At 72.4% G+C, this 16,974-nt stretch carries 15 protein-coding genes; 9 read left to right on the top strand and 6 right to left on the bottom strand.

Annotated features, from left to right (window positions below; translation table 11 throughout):
* Positions 1-82 precede the first annotated feature (82 nt).
* Positions 83-1,615 carry a helix-turn-helix domain-containing protein gene (locus ACWDZ7_RS01075; RefSeq protein WP_451793838.1) on the bottom strand — a complete coding sequence of 511 codons (1,533 nt, stop codon included), beginning with the start codon at positions 1,613-1,615 and terminating at the stop codon, positions 83-85.
* Positions 1,616-1,766: 151 nt separating this feature from the next.
* Between ACWDZ7_RS01075 and ACWDZ7_RS01070 the strand changes: the two genes are divergently transcribed.
* Positions 1,767-3,518 carry a cell division protein PerM gene (locus ACWDZ7_RS01070; protein ID WP_451793837.1) on the top strand — a complete coding sequence of 584 codons (1,752 nt, stop codon included), beginning with the start codon at positions 1,767-1,769 and terminating at the stop codon, positions 3,516-3,518.
* A gap of 46 nt (positions 3,519-3,564) precedes the next feature.
* Here ACWDZ7_RS01070 and ACWDZ7_RS01065 read toward each other — a convergent pair whose 3' ends face one another.
* The gene (locus ACWDZ7_RS01065; RefSeq protein WP_451793836.1) at positions 3,565-4,365 is read right to left on the bottom strand and encodes a hypothetical protein; all 801 of its coding nucleotides are present in this window, start codon (positions 4,363-4,365) and stop codon (positions 3,565-3,567) included.
* Positions 4,366-4,615: 250 nt separating this feature from the next.
* On the opposite strand from ACWDZ7_RS01065, the gene purN reads away from it, so the two are divergent.
* Together purN and purH are read left to right on the top strand one after the other, a co-directional pair.
* Positions 4,616-5,254: a phosphoribosylglycinamide formyltransferase gene (gene purN / locus ACWDZ7_RS01060; protein ID WP_451793834.1), complete on the top strand. Its 639-nt coding sequence runs from the start codon at positions 4,616-4,618 to the stop codon at positions 5,252-5,254.
* 68 nt (positions 5,255-5,322) lie between these two features.
* Positions 5,323-6,858 (top strand): bifunctional phosphoribosylaminoimidazolecarboxamide formyltransferase/IMP cyclohydrolase, encoded by a 1,536-nt coding sequence (purH, locus tag ACWDZ7_RS01055; protein ID WP_451794145.1) that lies wholly within the window; start codon positions 5,323-5,325, stop codon positions 6,856-6,858.
* A gap of 112 nt (positions 6,859-6,970) precedes the next feature.
* Here purH and ACWDZ7_RS01050 read toward each other — a convergent pair whose 3' ends face one another.
* Positions 6,971-7,600, bottom strand: coding sequence for a hypothetical protein (locus tag ACWDZ7_RS01050; protein ID WP_451793832.1), 630 nt, complete (start codon positions 7,598-7,600; stop codon positions 6,971-6,973).
* Positions 7,601-7,855: 255 nt separating this feature from the next.
* Between ACWDZ7_RS01050 and ACWDZ7_RS01045 the strand changes: the two genes are divergently transcribed.
* Together ACWDZ7_RS01045 and ACWDZ7_RS01040 are read left to right on the top strand one after the other, a co-directional pair.
* On the top strand, positions 7,856-8,716 hold the full coding sequence (locus tag ACWDZ7_RS01045; protein WP_205035784.1) for a bifunctional methylenetetrahydrofolate dehydrogenase/methenyltetrahydrofolate cyclohydrolase: 861 nt from the start codon (positions 7,856-7,858) through the stop codon (positions 8,714-8,716).
* 20 nt (positions 8,717-8,736) lie between these two features.
* Positions 8,737-9,303, top strand: coding sequence for a DUF3017 domain-containing protein (locus ACWDZ7_RS01040; RefSeq protein WP_451793830.1), 567 nt, complete (start codon positions 8,737-8,739; stop codon positions 9,301-9,303).
* Between the two features lie 94 nt (positions 9,304-9,397).
* On the opposite strand, the gene ACWDZ7_RS01035 is transcribed toward ACWDZ7_RS01040, so the two are convergent.
* On the bottom strand, positions 9,398-9,775 hold the full coding sequence (locus ACWDZ7_RS01035) for a peptidoglycan-binding domain-containing protein (protein WP_451793829.1): 378 nt from the start codon (positions 9,773-9,775) through the stop codon (positions 9,398-9,400).
* Between the two features lie 259 nt (positions 9,776-10,034).
* Between ACWDZ7_RS01035 and ACWDZ7_RS01030 the strand changes: the two genes are divergently transcribed.
* A complete protein-coding gene (locus tag ACWDZ7_RS01030; RefSeq protein WP_451793828.1) occupies positions 10,035-11,201 on the top strand; it encodes a sensor histidine kinase in 1,167 nt (388 codons plus the stop codon).
* Positions 11,202-11,205: 4 nt separating this feature from the next.
* The gene (locus tag ACWDZ7_RS01025) at positions 11,206-11,907 is read left to right on the top strand and encodes a response regulator (RefSeq protein ID WP_451793827.1); all 702 of its coding nucleotides are present in this window, start codon (positions 11,206-11,208) and stop codon (positions 11,905-11,907) included.
* 16 nt (positions 11,908-11,923) lie between these two features.
* On the opposite strand, the gene ACWDZ7_RS01020 is transcribed toward ACWDZ7_RS01025, so the two are convergent.
* Positions 11,924-12,253, bottom strand: a complete 330-nt coding sequence (locus ACWDZ7_RS01020; protein ID WP_451793826.1) for a hypothetical protein — start codon at positions 12,251-12,253, stop codon at positions 11,924-11,926.
* A 542-nt stretch (positions 12,254-12,795) separates the two neighbouring features.
* Here ACWDZ7_RS01020 and ACWDZ7_RS01015 point away from each other — a divergent pair.
* A complete protein-coding gene (locus ACWDZ7_RS01015) occupies positions 12,796-13,983 on the top strand; it encodes an XRE family transcriptional regulator (protein ID WP_451793824.1) in 1,188 nt (395 codons plus the stop codon).
* A 482-nt stretch (positions 13,984-14,465) separates the two neighbouring features.
* Positions 14,466-15,455 carry a malate dehydrogenase gene (locus ACWDZ7_RS01010; RefSeq protein WP_451793822.1) on the top strand — a complete coding sequence of 330 codons (990 nt, stop codon included), beginning with the start codon at positions 14,466-14,468 and terminating at the stop codon, positions 15,453-15,455.
* Between the two features lie 41 nt (positions 15,456-15,496).
* On the opposite strand, the gene ACWDZ7_RS01005 is transcribed toward ACWDZ7_RS01010, so the two are convergent.
* On the bottom strand, positions 15,497-16,921 hold the full coding sequence (locus ACWDZ7_RS01005) for an MFS transporter (RefSeq protein WP_451793821.1): 1,425 nt from the start codon (positions 16,919-16,921) through the stop codon (positions 15,497-15,499).
* Between the last annotated feature and the right edge of the window lie 53 nt (positions 16,922-16,974).

Here is a 16,974-nt window from a genome sequence, read left to right as displayed (position 1 = left end):
CCTCGCCTCTGGCCTCTGGCTTTGGGCGCTTGAAAGTGGGCCCGCACCTCTTCGTGAGGTGCGGGCCCACTTTCGACGGCGGCTACTTCGGCAGAGGGATCAGGCGGTGGGGGCCGTTGGGCACTTCCCCGCGGAGTTTCGCGCGGAGTTCCTCGTCCTCGTACGAGAGAGGGCCCGGGCCCATGTGGGGCGGTACGCCGTTGATGGCCCTGCCCGGGGCCTGTGGGGGCTCGTAGTGGGTCGGGGCCGTTCTCAGGGTGAGGGCCGTGGCGCCGACGATCAAGGTCGTGAAGGCGATGGCCGCGCGGGTCCAGACGCGGGCGCGGTGTTCACTGATGACCCGCACCCGTTCGGGTTTCGGCGGCTGGAGTTTCTCGGCGCCGCCCAGTTCGCCGAGGCGCCGGTGCAGGACCTCGGGGTCCGCCAGGTCGGGCAGGCGCTCGGCGATCGTCTCGCGCGCGTGCAGCAGGCGGTTCGCGGTGGCGGGCGTGCTCGCCTCCGTCTCGGCCGCGGTCTCGGGCAGGTCGAGGCCGACGCCGTCGTAGAGCAGCAGGGCGCGGCGCCGGGCGGGCGACAGGCGCAGGAGTACGTCGAGGAAGGCCCGGTCGGCCGGTTCGGCGGGCGGGGCGTCCCGGCGGCGCAGGCCTGGGCGCAGGCCTGGGCGGAGGCGGTGCCAGGGGGACAGCGCGTACTCGTGCGCGACGGCGCGGACCCAGCCCGCCGGATCACGGTCCACCGCCACCTCGGGCCAGCGCTGCCACGCCTGCTGGAAGGCGCGCTCGACGGCTTCCTGGGCGAGGTGCCGGCGTCCGGTGAGCAGATAGGTCTGGCGGACCAGGAACGGGCCGGTGTGGGCGCAGAGAGCGTCGAATGCCTCGGCGGGGGACGACAGCTGCCGCCGCCGCACAGCCGGGGCGGGGGTGCGCGGCACGGGGGCGGGCTGCGGGTGTGCGGGCTTCCGGTGGGCGGGCTGTGGACGCGCGGGTTCCGGGCAGGCGCGTAGCGGGTGGGCGGGCTGCGGGTGGGCGTGGTTGCTCTCTGCGGCCGGGGCGGGAGCGGGCTGCGCGGGAGCGGGTTCCGGGTGGGCGTGGCCGCTCGCCCCGGCCGGGGTGAGCGCGGCCGGTGCGGGAGTGGGTTCCCGGTGGGTGGGGTTCAGGGGGGCCGGCTGTGGGTGGGCGTGGCCGGTTGCCGGGGCCGGGGTGGGTGCCACCGCCGTGGGGGGCTGGGGCTTTGCCGCGCGCTTGACCGGGGGCTCGGGTCTTGTCGTCGATCTGGCGCTCTCGGTGGACTGTGGTGAGCCGTTCCGCCGCGCGGAATGCCTGGCTGGAGTGGGGCCGGGGCCGAGGCCAGGGGCGGGTGTTTCGGCCGGGGCCGGGGCCGGGGCCAGGTCCGGGTCCGGGTCCGGGTCCTGCTCCTCGGCGATCGCGTTCAGGAGTTTCGCGTACGCCTCATGGGAGCGGCCCTTGGGATGTGTGCGGCCTTTTTCCCAGGAGCGGACCGTTTCGCGCGTGACGCCCAGCTGCGCGGCGACGTCGGCCTGGCTCAGCGACTTCGCCTCGCGCAGCCTGCGGCGTTCCTTGGGGGAAGGCAGAGACGTGGCAGGGCTCTGGGGCATGTCGGACTCTCCGCAGCGTGGGCCGACGTGCGGCGGACGGCCGGGCGCAGCCGGTCCCCCGTACGAAAAAGTACATAAACGTATATTGAGCGACACATCCGATATTCGCCTGTTACGAGAAGAAGGCGCGTGTCGTTGGGAACATGGCCGGGTGACTCAGACGACCGATCACAGTGCCTCGTCACCGCCCGTCAAGCCGCTGCGTGAACGCGTCCGTGAACGCGTCCGTGAACGTGCCCGCGAGTACGCCCACGAGTACGCCGGGGAGCACGCCCGGAGACAGGCCCGTGAGTACGTACGTGAGTTCGCCCGTGGGTACAGCCGTGAGCGCTCACCCGGACTGGCCACCTGTGTGGCGGACGGAGCCGTAGCCGCGGGCCTGGGTCTTGGCTCGCTCGCGGTCCTGGTCATCATGCTCTGGATCGGCTCGCCGTACCCGGACGGCGGTCCCGACGGGGCGCTGCACGTCGCGGCGGGCCTGTGGCTGCTCGCGCACGGCACGGAGCTGCTCAGGCCGGGCACGCCCTCGGGGGCGTCCGCGCCGGTCGGCGTGGTGCCGCTGCTCCTCGTCGCGCTGCCGGGCTGGCTCCTGCACCGCGCGGCGCGGGACGCGGCGGCCCCCGAGGCGCGGGGGCATCCGGCACGGACGGCCTGGCGCGGGGTGGTGACCGGCTATCTGCTGGTCGGCGTCGCCGCGGTGCTGTACGCGTCGGGCGGCGACCTGCGGCCCGACGTGATCAGCGCGGTGCTTCATCTGCCGGTGTTCGCGGCGGGCGCGGCGGCGCTCGGCGTGTGGACGGCGCACGGCTGTCCGCGCGGGCCGCTCCCCGAGTTCCTGCGCCCGGCGCTCGCCGTGCTTCCCCGGAGGGTGCGGGCTCGCTGCGTACGAGAGTCCGTGCGAGGTCTCTACGTACGCGGCGGGGTGGTGGCCCTCGTGCGGGTCGGGGCGGCGGGGGCGGTGGCCCTGGTCGTCGGCGGGGCGCTGCTGGTCGCGGTGTCGCTCGCGCTGCACGCGGGGTCGGTGGGGGAGTCGTTCGGGGAGGTCTCGGACGTGTGGTCGGGGCGGATGGCGGTACTGCTGCTGCTCCTCGCGCTGATGCCCAACGCGGCGGTGTGGGGCGCGGCGTACGGCCTCGGGCCCGGCTTCGTGCTCGGCACGGGAACCGTTGTGGCGCCCCTCGCCGCGGACGCGGGGCCGCCGCTTCCGCCGTTCCCGCTTTTCGCGGCGGTGCCTTCGGCGGGGCCGGGATCGCCGCTCACCTGGGCGGCCGGGGTGGTGCCGTTGGCGGCGGGGTTCGCGGTGGCCTGGTACACGGTCCAACTGGCGGCGCCCGCCTTCGGGGAACGGGAGGAGGCCTGGTCAGCGGGGCGGACGGCCGCGGCCTCGGCGGTGGCGGCGACGCTGTGCGGGGCGACCACGGCGGCGCTCGCGGCAGTGGCGGGCGGCCGGCTGGGCGTGGCGGTCCTCGCCGACTTCGGCCCGCTCTGGTGGCGGACAGGCGCGGCGGCGCTGGCCTGGACCATGCTGATCGGGGTCCCGGCGGCGCTGGTCCTGCGGGCCCGGCGGTTGCGGACGGCCTCGAAGGCCGGGGCCGCCCCACCTGACGAGGGGCACGGGACCGCGCGGCGGGCGTGGGTCTCGCGGTTCGCGCTGCCGTCCCCGCGGCGATCGCTGCCGCCACGGCCCCGGCTGCCGCGCGTCAAGCGGCCGGGCCTGGGGCTGCCGCGCGCCAGGCTCCCGAGGTGGGCCCGAGCAACCGCGGACACCGCGGCCCACACCCGCACCGGGGCCCACACCCACACCGCCGCCCACACCCACACCACGCCCCCAGCTCCGACCCCGCCCTCGTTCCCGGCCATGCCGCCGACCGAGGCCAGGCGGCGGCCGCCGGAGTCCTCCTGAACAACGGGCCCGGGGAGACAACGGGCCCGGGCAGAGAAGGAGCGGCCTAGTCCTGCTCACCCAGGAGCGGCCGCAGCTGCTTCGGCAGCAGGTCCTCGCAGGACTGCTTGGACGTGCTGGTGAGCGCGTCGTCCACGCACGTGTAGTAGTCGCGGTACACCAGCTGCGCCGTGAACGTCCCCGCCACCATGAGCAGCGCCAACGCCCCCGTCACCAGGCCGCTGATCGCGGCCGTCGTCTGCGGCCTCGTGGTGCTGGAAGGGGCGGGGAGGGCGGGCTGCGACGCGCCGCCCGCCGCGGTGGCGGAGGGCGCCGGAGCCGTCGGGTCCGGCGTACGCGGCTTGGCCCGCAGCGACTGGATGGCCCAGTTCAGCGCGAGCGCGCCGAGCAGCAGCGCGACGTACCGCCAGCCGAACAGGGCGAAGAAGAAGGCCCACATGCCGGAGAGCAGGGCGTAGCGAGCGCGGCGTTGGGCGGGGTCCTTCGGGTCCCAGCGCAGGCCGCCGCCGCCCGGCCCGGAGGGCCCTTCCTGGCCGGGGCCGGGGCCGCCGCCCTGCTGGCCGGGGCGCTCGCCGAAGCCGCCCGGGGAGCGTCCGGGCTGGCGGTCGCTCCACTGGCTGCCCCAGGGGGAGGAGCCCTGGCTGTCGCCCGAGCCGTCGGGCGAGGAGCCGTCAGGGCGCTCCGAGGGGCGGCGCGGCTGCCACGGCCGGTCCGGCGTCCCCTCCGGTGGCGGCGCGAAGGGGTTGTCGTCGTCCTTGCCCGTTCCCTGGGAGCCCGTGCCCCGGGACTCCGGTCCCTGGGAGTCGGAGTCCTGCGGTGGAGACGAAGGGCGGCTACGGTCCGGCATCAGGTGTGCGTCTTCCCCTTGGTAGAGCCGTGGCGGAGCCGGTGTGCGGCTCGGCGACCCGGCGTTCGTCGGTATTCGGCGCCTTTCCCACAGACGCTACCTTCCGCCCGCGCCCCCGTCCCGTGAGGGGCGGTTCCGGGTGCCGGTATCGTTGCTGACGGTCGGCCGCTTTGGAGAGTTCCCCGTATCGAGGGGCTCGAAGCCTTCGTACGACCATACAAAGACGCACCTTCCGAGAAAGGGCCCCGCTGTGGCCGAGAGCGCTGTGGTCGCGCGCCCCAAGCGACTCGTCGTGCTGGTCTCCGGGTCGGGCACGAACCTTCAGGCCCTGATCGACGCCATCCACGTCGAGGGAGCCGAGGTCTACGGTGCCGAGATCGTCGCCGTCGGCGCCGACCGTGACGGCATCGCGGGCCTGGAGCGCGCCGAGCGCGCCGGGATCCCGACCTTCGTCTGCCGGGTGAGGGATCACGCGACCCGCGACGAGTGGGACGCGGCGCTCACCGCGGCGACGGCCTCGTACGGACCGGACCTGGTGGTCTCCGCCGGGTTCATGAAGATCGTGGGGAAGGAGTTCCTCGCGCGCTTCGGCGGGCGGTTCGTGAACACGCACCCCGCGCTGCTGCCCAGTTTTCCGGGGGCCCACGCCGTGCGGGACGCCCTCGCGTACGGCGTGAAGGTCACCGGTTGCACCGTCCACTTCGTCGACGACGGCGTCGACACCGGCCCGATCATCGCCCAGAGCGTCGAAGAGGTCCGGGACGGGGACGACGAGAGCGCTCTGCATGAGCGCATCAAGGAAGCCGAGCGCATGCTGCTCGTCACTGTCGTGGGGCGTCTGGCCCGGCACGGCTACCGCATTGAGGGACGAAAGGTTCTTATCCCGTGACCGCCGAAGCTACGAACGCCGAAGCTACGAACGCCGAAGCTACGAACGCGAGCGCCGCGCAGCGCCCCATCAAGCGCGCGCTCGTCAGCGTCTACGACAAGACCGGCCTGGAAGAGCTCGCGCGCGGGCTGCACGAGGCGGGCGTCGAGCTCGTCTCCACCGGCTCGACCGCCGCGCGGATCGCCGCCGCCGGAGTGCCCGTCACCAAGGTCGAGGAGCTGACCGGCTTCCCCGAGTGCCTGGACGGCCGGGTCAAGACCCTGCACCCGAGGGTCCACGCGGGCATCCTCGCCGACCTGCGCCTGGAGGACCACCGCAACCAGCTCGCCGAGCTGGGCGTCGAGCCCTTCCAGCTCGTGGTCGTGAACCTCTACCCCTTCAAGGAGACCGTCGCCTCGGGCGCGACGCCCGACGAGTGCGTCGAGCAGATCGACATCGGCGGCCCCTCGATGGTCCGCGCCGCCGCCAAGAACCACCCGTCGGTCGCGGTCGTCACCGACCCGAAGCGGTACGCAGACGTCCTCTCGGCCGTCAAGGCGGGCGGCTTCGACCTGGCGGCGCGCAAGCGGCTCGCGGCAGAAGCGTTCCAGCACACCGCCGCGTACGACGTCGCCGTGGCGGGATGGTTCGCCGAGGGGTACGCGGCCGCCGACGAGTCGGGGCACCCCGACTTCCTGGGTGCCACGTACGCGCGTAAGAACGTGCTCCGCTACGGCGAGAACCCGCACCAGGGCGCCGCTCTCTACGTCGACGGCACCGGCGGTCTCGCCGAGGCCGAGCAGCTGCACGGCAAGGAGATGTCGTACAACAACTACACGGACACGGACGCCGCGCGCCGTGCCGCGTACGACCACGACGAGCCCTGCGTCGCGATCATCAAGCACGCCAACCCGTGCGGCATCGCGATCGGCGCGAACGTCGCCGAGGCGCACCGCAAGGCGCACGCCTGCGACCCGCTCTCCGCGTTCGGCGGCGTCATCGCCGTGAACCGTCCGGTGTCGAAGGAGATGGCGGAGCAGGTCGCCGACATCTTCACCGAGGTCATCGTCGCGCCGGAGTACGAGGACGGCGCCCTCGAAGTCCTCACCAAGAAGAAGAACATCCGCGTCCTGCGCGCCCACCGGGCGCCGGCCGGCGCGGTCGAGGTCAAGCAGATCGACGGCGGCGCGCTGCTCCAGGTCACCGACCGCCTCCAGGCCGAGGGCGACAACCCGGCCAACTGGACACTCGCCACGGGCGACGCGCTCAACGCGGGCGAGCTGGCCGAGCTGGCGTTCGCCTGGAAGGCGTCCCGCGCGGTCAAGTCCAACGCGATCCTGCTCGCCAAGGACGGCGCCTCGGTCGGCGTCGGCATGGGCCAGGTCAACCGCGTCGACTCCGCGAAGCTCGCCGTCGAGCGGGCGGGCGAGGAGCGGGCGCGCGGCTCGTACGCCGCCTCCGACGCGTTCTTCCCCTTCCCCGACGGTCTGGAGATCCTGACCGCCGCGGGCGTCAAGGCCGTGGTCCAGCCCGGCGGTTCGGTCCGCGACGAGCTGGTCGTCGAGGCCGCGAAGAAGGCGGGCGTGACGATGTACTTCACGGGGACGCGGCACTTCTTCCACTGAGCCGCTGAGCCGCTGAGCCGCTGAGCCGCTCGCGGTGCGCATACGACGGTGGCCTCGTCCTTCCGCCGGGAAGGACGAGGCCACCGTCGTACCCCGTACGGGGCCAAGTCGCTCAGTAGCGCGGGCGGTTGAACCACGCCGCACCCGAAGGGGCGATCATCGCTGCGGCCATGATCCCTCCGAAGCCGATCCAAAGCAGCGCCCAGACCAGCCCCACAGTGGTGTCGGCGTCGGCCGAACCGATCAGGATCAGTACCCCGAACAGGGCGCCGAGGATGCCGTACACCATGGTGGTGATGCGGATCCCCTGCCCGCCCTTGGAGAACTTCACGCCGAGTGTGATCGACAGGGCGGCGAGCCCGAGGAAGATCAGGGCGATGACCAGGATGATTGCGGCGGAGTCCTGCCCGATGTCGGAGAATCCGTTGTCCCCGAACGTGTCGGACGCCGCATCCGAAGCATCACTGACCGTGGCTGCGCCGAAGATCGCGAAGATACCGATGAGGATCTGCACCGCAGAGACGATGAACAGCAGCACGCGCGCGGTCATCATCAGCCCCGGCATCGACTGCGGCATCATGTTGCCGCCCGGGTAGCCGGGGTAGGCCGGCTGCTGCGGGTAGCCGTAGCCCTGCTGCGGCGGGACGCCGGGCGGGGCCTGCTGGGGGTAGCCGTATCCGGGAGCGGCCGGGGGCTGCTGGGGCGGCTGCCCGTAGGGGTTGTTCGGGTCGCCGTAACTCATGGCGGTCTTCCTCCGTCGGGTAGTGCGGGGACGACGCGGCACATCACGGAGGAAGGTTCTACAGATGCGGTCCGTCCCCCCGACACTGCCCGCGGCACTGTGCCGCATATCGTTCTTTAACCGTGGCTTATTTGTCCAGCCGCATTCCGTGTGTGTTGTGCAAGTGCAACCTCGCTGATCAGCGGGTGGACCGCCGCGAGGCCGGGGGAGCGCCCTGATTGGTACCGGGCGGGCCTCATCCGGGAAGATGGGGTCATGACCGCCCAGATTCTCGATGGCAAGGCCACCGCAGCCGCGATCAAGTCCGAACTGACCGCCCGCGTGGCGGCCCTGAAGGAGAAGGGCGTCACGCCCGGACTCGGTACCGTCCTGGTCGGCGACGACCCGGGCAGCCAGAAGTACGTCGCCGGCAAGCACCGCGACTGCGCGCAGGTCGGCATCGCCTCCATCCAGCGTGAACTCCCCGCCACCGCCTCCCAGGAGGAGATCGAGGCGGTCGTCCGCGAGCTCAACGACGACCCCGCCTGCACCGGCTACATCGTCCAGCTCCCGCTGCCCAAGGGCATCGACGAGAACCGCGTCCTGGAGCTGATGGACCCGGACAAGGACGCCGACGGACTGCACCCCATGAACCTCGGCCGCCTCGTCCTGAACGAGCCGGCGCCGCTGCCCTGCACCCCGTACGGCATCATCCGGCTGCTGCGGCAGCACGACGTGGAGATCAAGGGCGCCGAGGTCGTGGTCGTCGGACGCGGCGTGACCATCGGCCGGCCCATGCCGCTCCTTCTCACCCGCAAGTCCGAGAACGCGACGGTCACGCAGTGCCACACCGGCACCCGTGACCTCGCCGCGCACCTGAAGCGGGCCGACATCATCGTGGCCGCCGCGGGTGTCCCGCACCTCATCAAGCCCGAGGACGTGAAGCCGGGCGCGGCCGTCCTGGACGTCGGTGTCTCGCGCGACGAGAGCGGCAAGATCGTCGGCGATGTCCACCCGGGTGTCGCGGAGGTCGCCGGCTGGATCTCCCCGAACCCGGGCGGCGTCGGCCCGATGACCCGCGCCCAGCTCCTGGTGAACGTCGTCGAGGCCGCCGAGCGAATCGCTGCCGCGAGCTGACCCGGGAGAGGGGCGAGCTCATGAACGCAGAACCTGAGCCGGAGGCCCGGCCCGTTCCGGACGCGTCCGGGGCCTCCGGGGCGTCGGTGTCCGCCGAGGCCCCGGAGACGACCGCGACTCCGCAGACGTCCGAAACCCCGGAGACCGCGCAGGCCAAGGGCGCGGTCAGCGCGCCCGGCCCGGACGGGAAGCCGCGGAAGGTCTCGCGCCGCTTCCCGCTCTTCACCCGGGACACGGCGCGCCCCGAGGGCGGCGGCCGCGCGGCCGCCGGTGACGCGCCCGCTCCCGCCCGGCAGTGGCCGCTGCTCAGCGTCACCGGCGTGGTCGGACTCGGGCTGCTGCTCACCGCGCTCGACGTGTTCCGCGTCGGCACGATGCTGATCGGTCTCGCGCTCGTCGGCGGCGCCGTGCTGCGGTGGGCGCTGCCGGACGTGGGGATGCTGGCGGTGCGCTCGCGGTTCACGGACATGGTGACGTACGGAGTGCTGGGCGGCGCCATCGTGCTGCTCGCGATGATGGCGCAGCCGAGCCCGTGGCTGGAGATCCCGTTCCTGGACGACACGCTGCACTTCACGATCGACAGCTAGACGCCGGGCGTCCGCGCCCGACGTACGCGTGACGGTGGCCCGTCCTCCCCCGGGGGGACGGGCCACCGTCGTTCTCACCGGCTTCAGGTGCGGACTACCACCAGACGCCCGCGCGCAGCTTGGCCCACGTGTTCTTGCCGACGTCACCGTCGACGCTGATCCCGGCCTTCTTCTGGACGGTCTTCACCGCGTTGTACGTCTTGGTGCCGAACTTCCCGTCCACATCGAGGAGGGGGAGGTAGCTCGTGTTCCTGTTGATCAGGCACTGGACTTCCTTGATCCGCTTCACCGCGGCGCTGCCCGTCTGACCGGCCTTGGTCAGCGCGGTCCCGTTGTAGTACCCGCAGGAGTAGGCGGCGCTGACGTCCTGCGGGGCGGGAGCGGGTGCGGCGGTGGCCGCCGGGGCGATGGCCAGGCCCGAGCCGAGGGCCGCGGTCGCGACGGCGAGAGCGAGGCGCTTACGAATAATCATTGCTTCCCTTCCGTGGCCGCGGGCCGGGTCCCCCCGTTGGGTCCCCCGACGGCCCGCGGTCCGAAATAGCTCCGGTGGGTGGCCGGTGCTGTGGTGCGGTGGTGCTGACCAAGAAATTACGGATTCACCGGGCGGGCGTCGTCCCGCAGCGGGTTGACGTTCGGGCGCACCCCACGTCGTAGCCGCCCGGTTCCTACAACTTCCGCGGTACCGCGCATGGTTGACGTTCACGCGCCCGCACGAGGGTTACGCTGCGGCGATGCGGAACCGCCCCCTCGTCGTCGACGCGCTCATCGCGGTCGCCCTGATCACGGTGGCCGTACTGCTCGGCCAGGAGTCCGTGCGACAGGGCTGGCCCGAACTCGACGCCGCGGGATACACGTTGCTGGCTCTCGCCAATCTCCCCGCGGTGCTGCGCGCCAGGGCGCCGCTCGCCGTACTCCTCTTCGTGCACGCGGTGTGGATCGTGTACGTCACGGCCGGTTACTGGCCGGTCCTCAACACCTTCGCGCCCATGCTCGCCGTCTACACGGCCGCGTCGCTGCGGCCCACCCGCGTCTCCCTGCCCTGCGCGGCCCTGATGGGCGCGGTGTGGATCTACGCCGGTCTGCTGGCGGACGGCTCGGGGATGGCGGCCGTCGTCGCGCAGGCCATCGGCTTCCCGCTGGTGCTGTGGCGCTTCGGGTACGTCGCCCGCCGGACGGCCGAACTGGCCCGGCAGCTGAAGCGGGAGCAGGAAGAACGGGCCCGGCGCGAGGTCGCCGAGGAGCGGGGCCGCATCGCCCGTGAGCTGCATGACGTGGTCGCCCACCACATGTCGGTGATATCCGTGCAGGCGGGCCTCGCCACGTTCGTCTTCGGCTCGGACCCCGCCACGGCGCGCGCCGCGCTCGGCACCATCTCCGGCACCAGCGGCGAGGCGCTCGAAGAGCTGCGCCGCATGCTGCGGCTGCTGCGCGCGGAGGACGGCGAGGACGGCGACGGCGGCGCGCCGGAGGCGCCCATGCCGGGGCTGGCCCGGCTGTCGGAGATGGTCGAGCGGGTCCGCGCGGGCGGCGTGCGCGTCGAGTTGCGCGTCACGGGAACCGCGCGGCCGCTCGCCCCCGGCATCGAACTGTGCGCGTACCGGGTGGTGCAGGAGGCGCTGACCAACGTACTCAAGCACGCCCACGGAGCCGATGCGGCCGTCGAACTCGCCTACCGCAAACGGCACATCGAGGTTTCGGTCATCAATGACGGGCAGGGGGTGATTCAGGACAGAGTGCGAACCGGCAGTGGACATGGCTTGATTGGAATGCGGGAGCGGGCCAAGCTCTACGGCGGGACGATCAGCATCGGCCCGCTGAGCGAGGGGGGATTCGCCGTGCGTCTCACCCTGCCGACCTCGGCGCAGGCCGTGGCGCGGGGGAACGACGGGGCGGAATGACCGGATGACCGGCTCCATCAGGGTACTTGTCGTCGACGACCAGTTCCTCATCCGTGCGGGACTGGTCGGACTGCTGCGCGCCGCGCCCGGCATCGAGGTCGTCGGCGAGGCGGGCGACGGGGACGAGGCCGTCGAACTCGCCGCCCGCACCTGCCCCGACGTCATCCTCATGGACATCCGGATGCCGGGCATGAACGGCATCACGGCCACCACGAAAATCCTCGCGCAGGCCGTCGAACCGGCCCCGCGTGTCCTGGTGCTCACCACCTTCGACCTCGATGAGTACGTGTACGGGGCGCTGCGCGCGGGCGCCTCCGGGTTCCTGCTGAAGGACTCCGGGCCGGAACGGCTGCTGGCCGCGGTGGCGGCGGTCGGCGGCGGCGACGCGCTCTTCGCGCCCAGCGTGACGCGGCGCCTCGTCGAGGCGTTCGCGCGGCAGACGACGGGACGCGACGGCGACGACCGTCGGCCCCCGCCGGACCTGGGAGCGTTGACCCTGCGCGAGGTCGAGGTCCTGAAGCTGATCGCGCGGGGCCTCACCAACGCGGACATCGCCGAGCGGCTCTACATCAGCGAGGCCACCGTCAAGACGCACCTCAACCGCACGATGAGCAAACTCGACCTGGACAGTCGGGCGCAGGCGGTGGTGGTGGCGTATGAGACGGGGCTCGTCACGCCGGGTGTGGGGCCGGGGGCGGGGGCCTGACGCCCTTTGGTGTGGCTCAGCAGGTGACGACCTTGCCGTAGGAGCCACGGCCCCAGTTCCACTCCCACTGCTCGCGGTGCTGGTAGGTGAGGCACGGCGAGTCGTTGCCCCAGTCGATGACGACCTTCAGGTGCATGGCGTGGCCGCAGAGGTTGGTCACCTTCACGTACTTCTTGTGCTTGATGACGTCCCGCTTGACGCAGGCCGGGGCCGTGCCCTGGACCGCGGCTGGCGAAGCCCTGTGGGGCTGGCGGACCGCGGGGGTCGCCGCGGCGGTGGGGGAGGTCGCGAGGGTGGTGCCCAGGAGGGCGGAGACGGCGAGGAGGGTGCCGGTGAGGCGCTTCATGTCTGCGTTCCCTTGGTGAGGTGCGTGCTGCCGTTGCGTCACCGACTCTGACGGGCCTTTCGGGCTTGCGGCATGAATACGGCTGAAGTGCACCCTTTCGGGGAAAAGAGACGGCGCCCGTCCTCTCCCCCGTGGGAGGACGGGCGCCGCCGTTCGGGGAGGTGTGCTTCCTGGTGGAATCTCCCGATGTAAGCGGTGCGTTCCGCTTGAGAACCAGAGTCATGGACGCGCCAATCGCGTTCAAGGGATGCCGGGTCCCTGTGGCGCGGAGGTGACCATTCCGCAACGGTGTGCGCGGCTTGCAACGAGCCTGATCCGATGTCTGTGACGGACCGCGCGCGGCGGTGGGACACTGCGGGGGTGCGACGGTGCACGCCGGTGGCCCATAACGCGCCCGTGCGCCCCCGCTCCGGGAACTGACATCCTGGCTCCACGCATCCCTCTGGGTAGTGCCGGAAGGTGACCGCAGGCACCACGCGGGGGGCGGAACTGGAACGTACGGGGGCAGGACAGGCACGTACGGGGGGAACAGAGGGGGAGTAATGCCTCGTTGGAAGGCGCTACCGGATGAGCTCGACCCGCAGGTCAGGGAGTTCGCCAACCAGCTGCGCAGGCTGGTCGACCGCAGCGGGCTGAGCATCGCGGCGGTCTCGGACCGGACCGGCTACAGCAAGACGTCGTGGGAGCGCTATCTGAACGGGCGGCTCCTCGCGCCGAAGGGGGCGATCGTCGCCCTGGCCGAGGTGACGGGCACGCAGCCGGTGCATCTCATCACCATGTGGGAGCTGGCGGAGCGGGCCTGGAGCCGGTCCGAGATGCGGCACGACATGACGATGCAGGCGATACGGATCTCGCAGGCGCGGGCGGCGCTGGGTGAGCTGGGGGAGCCGGGCGCGGGCCCGGCCGCGTCCCCCGCATCGCCCGCCTCCGCCTCTGCGTCTGCGTCTGCGCCCCCGGCTTCCGCTTCACCCCCTTCCTCGTCCGCCCCTTCCTCGTCCCCCTCGGAGTTGTCCAAGACCGCCAAGCCGGGGCGGCGGAACGGCTCCGGGGGTGCTGGGAGTCTGACGGGTGTGGCGGGGCCGGCGGGTGTCTCGCCCACGGTGCCGCCGCAGACACCGTCCTCGTACGGTGACGCGTCCGTGTCGGCCTTCGGCGGGGTCGGCGGGGGCGCGGCGGGGGCGCCGCCGGCCGCCGGGCCTCCCCGCGGCGGCGACTCGCCCGACAGGCAGCGGAGGCGGCGGAAGCTGACGATGTTCCTCGCGGGAGTGGTCGGGGCCCTCGTCGTCATCGCGGCCGCGGTCTTCCTCACGGATCTGGGCGGCGGCGACAAGGCCAAGGACGAGACGAAGCCGTCCGTGGCGCCGACCACGAGCGACGCGAAGCTCCCCGCCGGGGTGGAGTGCAGCGGCGCGGACTGCGCGGGCAAGGACCCCGAGAACATGGGCTGTGGCGGCGAGTTGGCGACGACGACGTCACGGGCCACGGTCGGCAAGACGCTGATCGAGGTGCGGTACAGCAAGACGTGCGGGGCCGCGTGGGCGCGGATCACCCAGGCGACGCCGGGTGACAAGGTCACGATCACGGGTTCCGGCGGGGCCGCATCGGCCAAGCAGACGGGCACGGTGAACGAGGACTTCGACGCGTATACGCCGATGGTGGCGGTCAAGGCGGGGGCCACGGCCAAGGCGTGCGCGGCGTTGGTCTCGGGGGAAGCGGGCTGTACGCAGTAGTAGCGGGCTGTACGCAGTTGTGCGGGGCGCCGCCTTGGGCGGGCCGTGTGGGCGCTCGCGTTTGCCGCTGGGCCTACTCGGTTCCACCATGCTCGCTCCGCGCGACGCGGGAGAAAAAAGGGGAGAGGAGTGCATGACCCGGAGAGGTGAGGGCAGGCGCACCGTACCCCCACGGGAGTGGTCACACCCCCACGGCGGTCGCCACGCTCCCTCCCCCGAGGTGGCGACCGCCTCCCCCGGGCCACTGGACCCCGCCCACGCCCGGTGGCGCGATCTGTGGGCCGGGCCACACCGACCCGGCGGTCGGGCCCGCCCGGGGCGCGATAGCCTGGCGGCGGATCTCTCTTGATGCCAAGAGATCGATCATCGAGAGGCGATCGAGAACTCGGCGCGGCGTCGGCGGGGATCCAGGAAAAAGGGGATCCAGTACACCAGTACGAGGGACAGGGAACCCCACCGCCAGCTGTCTTACGGAGATCGCCATGACCCGCACTCCCGTGAATGTCACCGTCACCGGCGCGGCCGGCCAGATCGGCTACGCGCTGCTCTTCCGCATCGCCTCCGGCCACCTGCTCGGCGCTGACGTGCCGGTCAACCTGCGCCTTCTTGAGATCACGCCGGCGCTGAAGGCCGCCGAGGGCACCGCCATGGAGCTCGACGACTGCGCCTTCCCGCTGCTGAACTCGATCGAGATCAGCGACGACCCGAACGTCGCCTTCGACGGCGCCAACGTCGCCCTCCTCGTCGGCGCCCGCCCCCGCACCAAGGGCATGGAGCGCGGTGACCTCCTGGAGGCCAACGGCGGCATCTTCAAGCCGCAGGGCAAGGCCATCAACGACCACGCCGCCGACGACATCAAGGTGCTGGTGGTGGGCAACCCCGCCAACACCAACGCGCTGATCGCGCAGGCCGCCGCCCCGGACGTACCGGCGGAGCGCTTCACCGCGATGACCCGTCTGGACCACAACCGCGCCCTGTCGCAGCTGGCGAAGAAGACCGGCTCGTCGGTCTCCGACATCAAGCGCCTCACCATCTGGGGCAACCACTCGGCCACCCAGTACCCGGACATCTTCCACGCGGAGATCGCCGGCAAGAACGCCGCCGAGGTGGTCAACGACCAGGCCTGGCTCGCCGACGACTTCATCCCGACCGTCGCCAAGCGCGGCGCCGCGATCATCGAGGCCCGTGGCGCGTCCTCCGCCGCGTCCGCCGCCAACGCCGCCATCGACCACGTCCACACCTGGGTCAACGGCACGGCCGACGGCGACTGGGCCTCCATGGGTATCCCGTCGGACGGTTCGTACGGCGTTCCGGAGGGGCTCATCTCCTCCTTCCCCGTCACCGCCAAGGACGGCAAGTACGAGATCGTCCAGGGCCTGGAGATCAACGAGTTCTCGCGTGCGCGCATCGACGCGTCCGTCAAGGAGCTCACCGAGGAGCGCGAGGCCGTGCGCGGTCTCGGCCTCATCTGACCCACGACGCCCCTTGGGGACCTTCCGCCCCCGGCGGCCGCTCACCGCGGCCGCCGGGGGCGGCGTCGTGTCTCTCCGTACCCCCAGGTCACGACTGCCGCCGCGGCCACCACCACCAGCGCCACGACGCGCAGCGCCGTCGCCATGCCGTCCGCGAAGCCCGCCGACGCGTGCGAGGCGAGCGTCGTTCCGGTGACGGCCACGCCGAGCGCGGCGCCCACCTCGCGCGCCGAGGTGCTGAGCCCGGAGCCGAGCCCCGCCTGGCGCGCGGGGAGCGAGCCGACGACGCTGAGCGTGAGCACGGGCACGCACAGACCGGTGCCCGCCGAGATGACCAGCAGCCAACAGGCGTACAGCGCGTAGGGAGTCGACGCTCCGGCGGTGGACGTGCCGAGCAGGCCGAGGCCGATCAGGAGCAGTCCGCCGCCCGCCACCGGCCGGGGCCGTCCCGACCAGCGCGCCGCGAGTCGGGGGACCACCGCCATGCCGACCGTGAGCGGGATGATGGCGAGGCCCGCGCGGGCGGCGCCGTACCCCTTCACGTACTGCAGGTACTGCGAGTTGACGTAGAAGAGCGAGAAGAGCCCGAAGAAACTCGCGGCCGTGCCGAGTGTCGCGGCGCGCAGCCGCCGGGAGGCGAAGACACGCGGGTCGAAGAGCGGGGCGCGCGAGCGCAGGGTGTGGACGGCGAACAGGGTGATCAGGGCGGCGCCCACCGCGAAGGCGCCCAGGATGCGGGCGGACGTCCAGCCGTACAGCGGGCTCTCGATGATGCCGAAGAGGAGGGCGAACAGGCCGCCGGTCAGCAGGAGCGTGCCGACGGGGTCAAGGGCGGGGGCCTCGACCGCCTTGTCGGTGCGAGGAGTCGCGCGGGCCACGGCGAGTGCGAGCAGCGCGGCGAGCGGCACCATGACCCAGAACAGCGCGCGCCAGGACAGGTACTGGCCGATCAATCCGCCGCCGAGGTTGCCCGCGAGCCCGCCGAGGCCGGCGGCGAGCGTCCAGGAGGCGAGGGCGCGCGGGCGGTGTGCGGGCGGCGCGACGCGCATCAGGATCGACATGGTCGCGGGCATGATCAGCGCGGCGCCCGCGCCGGAGACGCCGCGCCCGGCGATCAGTACCGCCGGGGAGGCGGCGAGCGCGCTGACGGCGGCCCCGGCGGCGAACAGCCCGAGTCCGCAGAGCAGCGCGCCCTTGCGGCCGTACCGGTCGCCGAGCGCGCCGGCCGGGATGAGGAGCCCCGCGAAGACGATGACGTACGCGTCGACCGTCCACAGCAGTTCGCCGGCCGACGGGTGCAGGGAGGACGAAGTGAGCTGCGGGACGAGGAGGTTGATGGCGGCGACCATGCCCTGCGCGACGATGACGCAGGCGCAGAGGGTGAGGAGGGTCGACCGTTTCAGCGCGGGCTCGGTGACGGGCGGCCGGGTCGGGGCCGGGTTCGGTGTGCGGGCAGGCGAGAGCAAGGCTCCTCCTGGGGAGCGTCGTGGCGTGGGATGTGCTGCCACCGTAGGCTCGG

This window comes from Streptomyces sp. NPDC003032, assembly GCF_053591415.1.
This window is presented reverse-complemented; position numbering and strand designations above follow the sequence as displayed.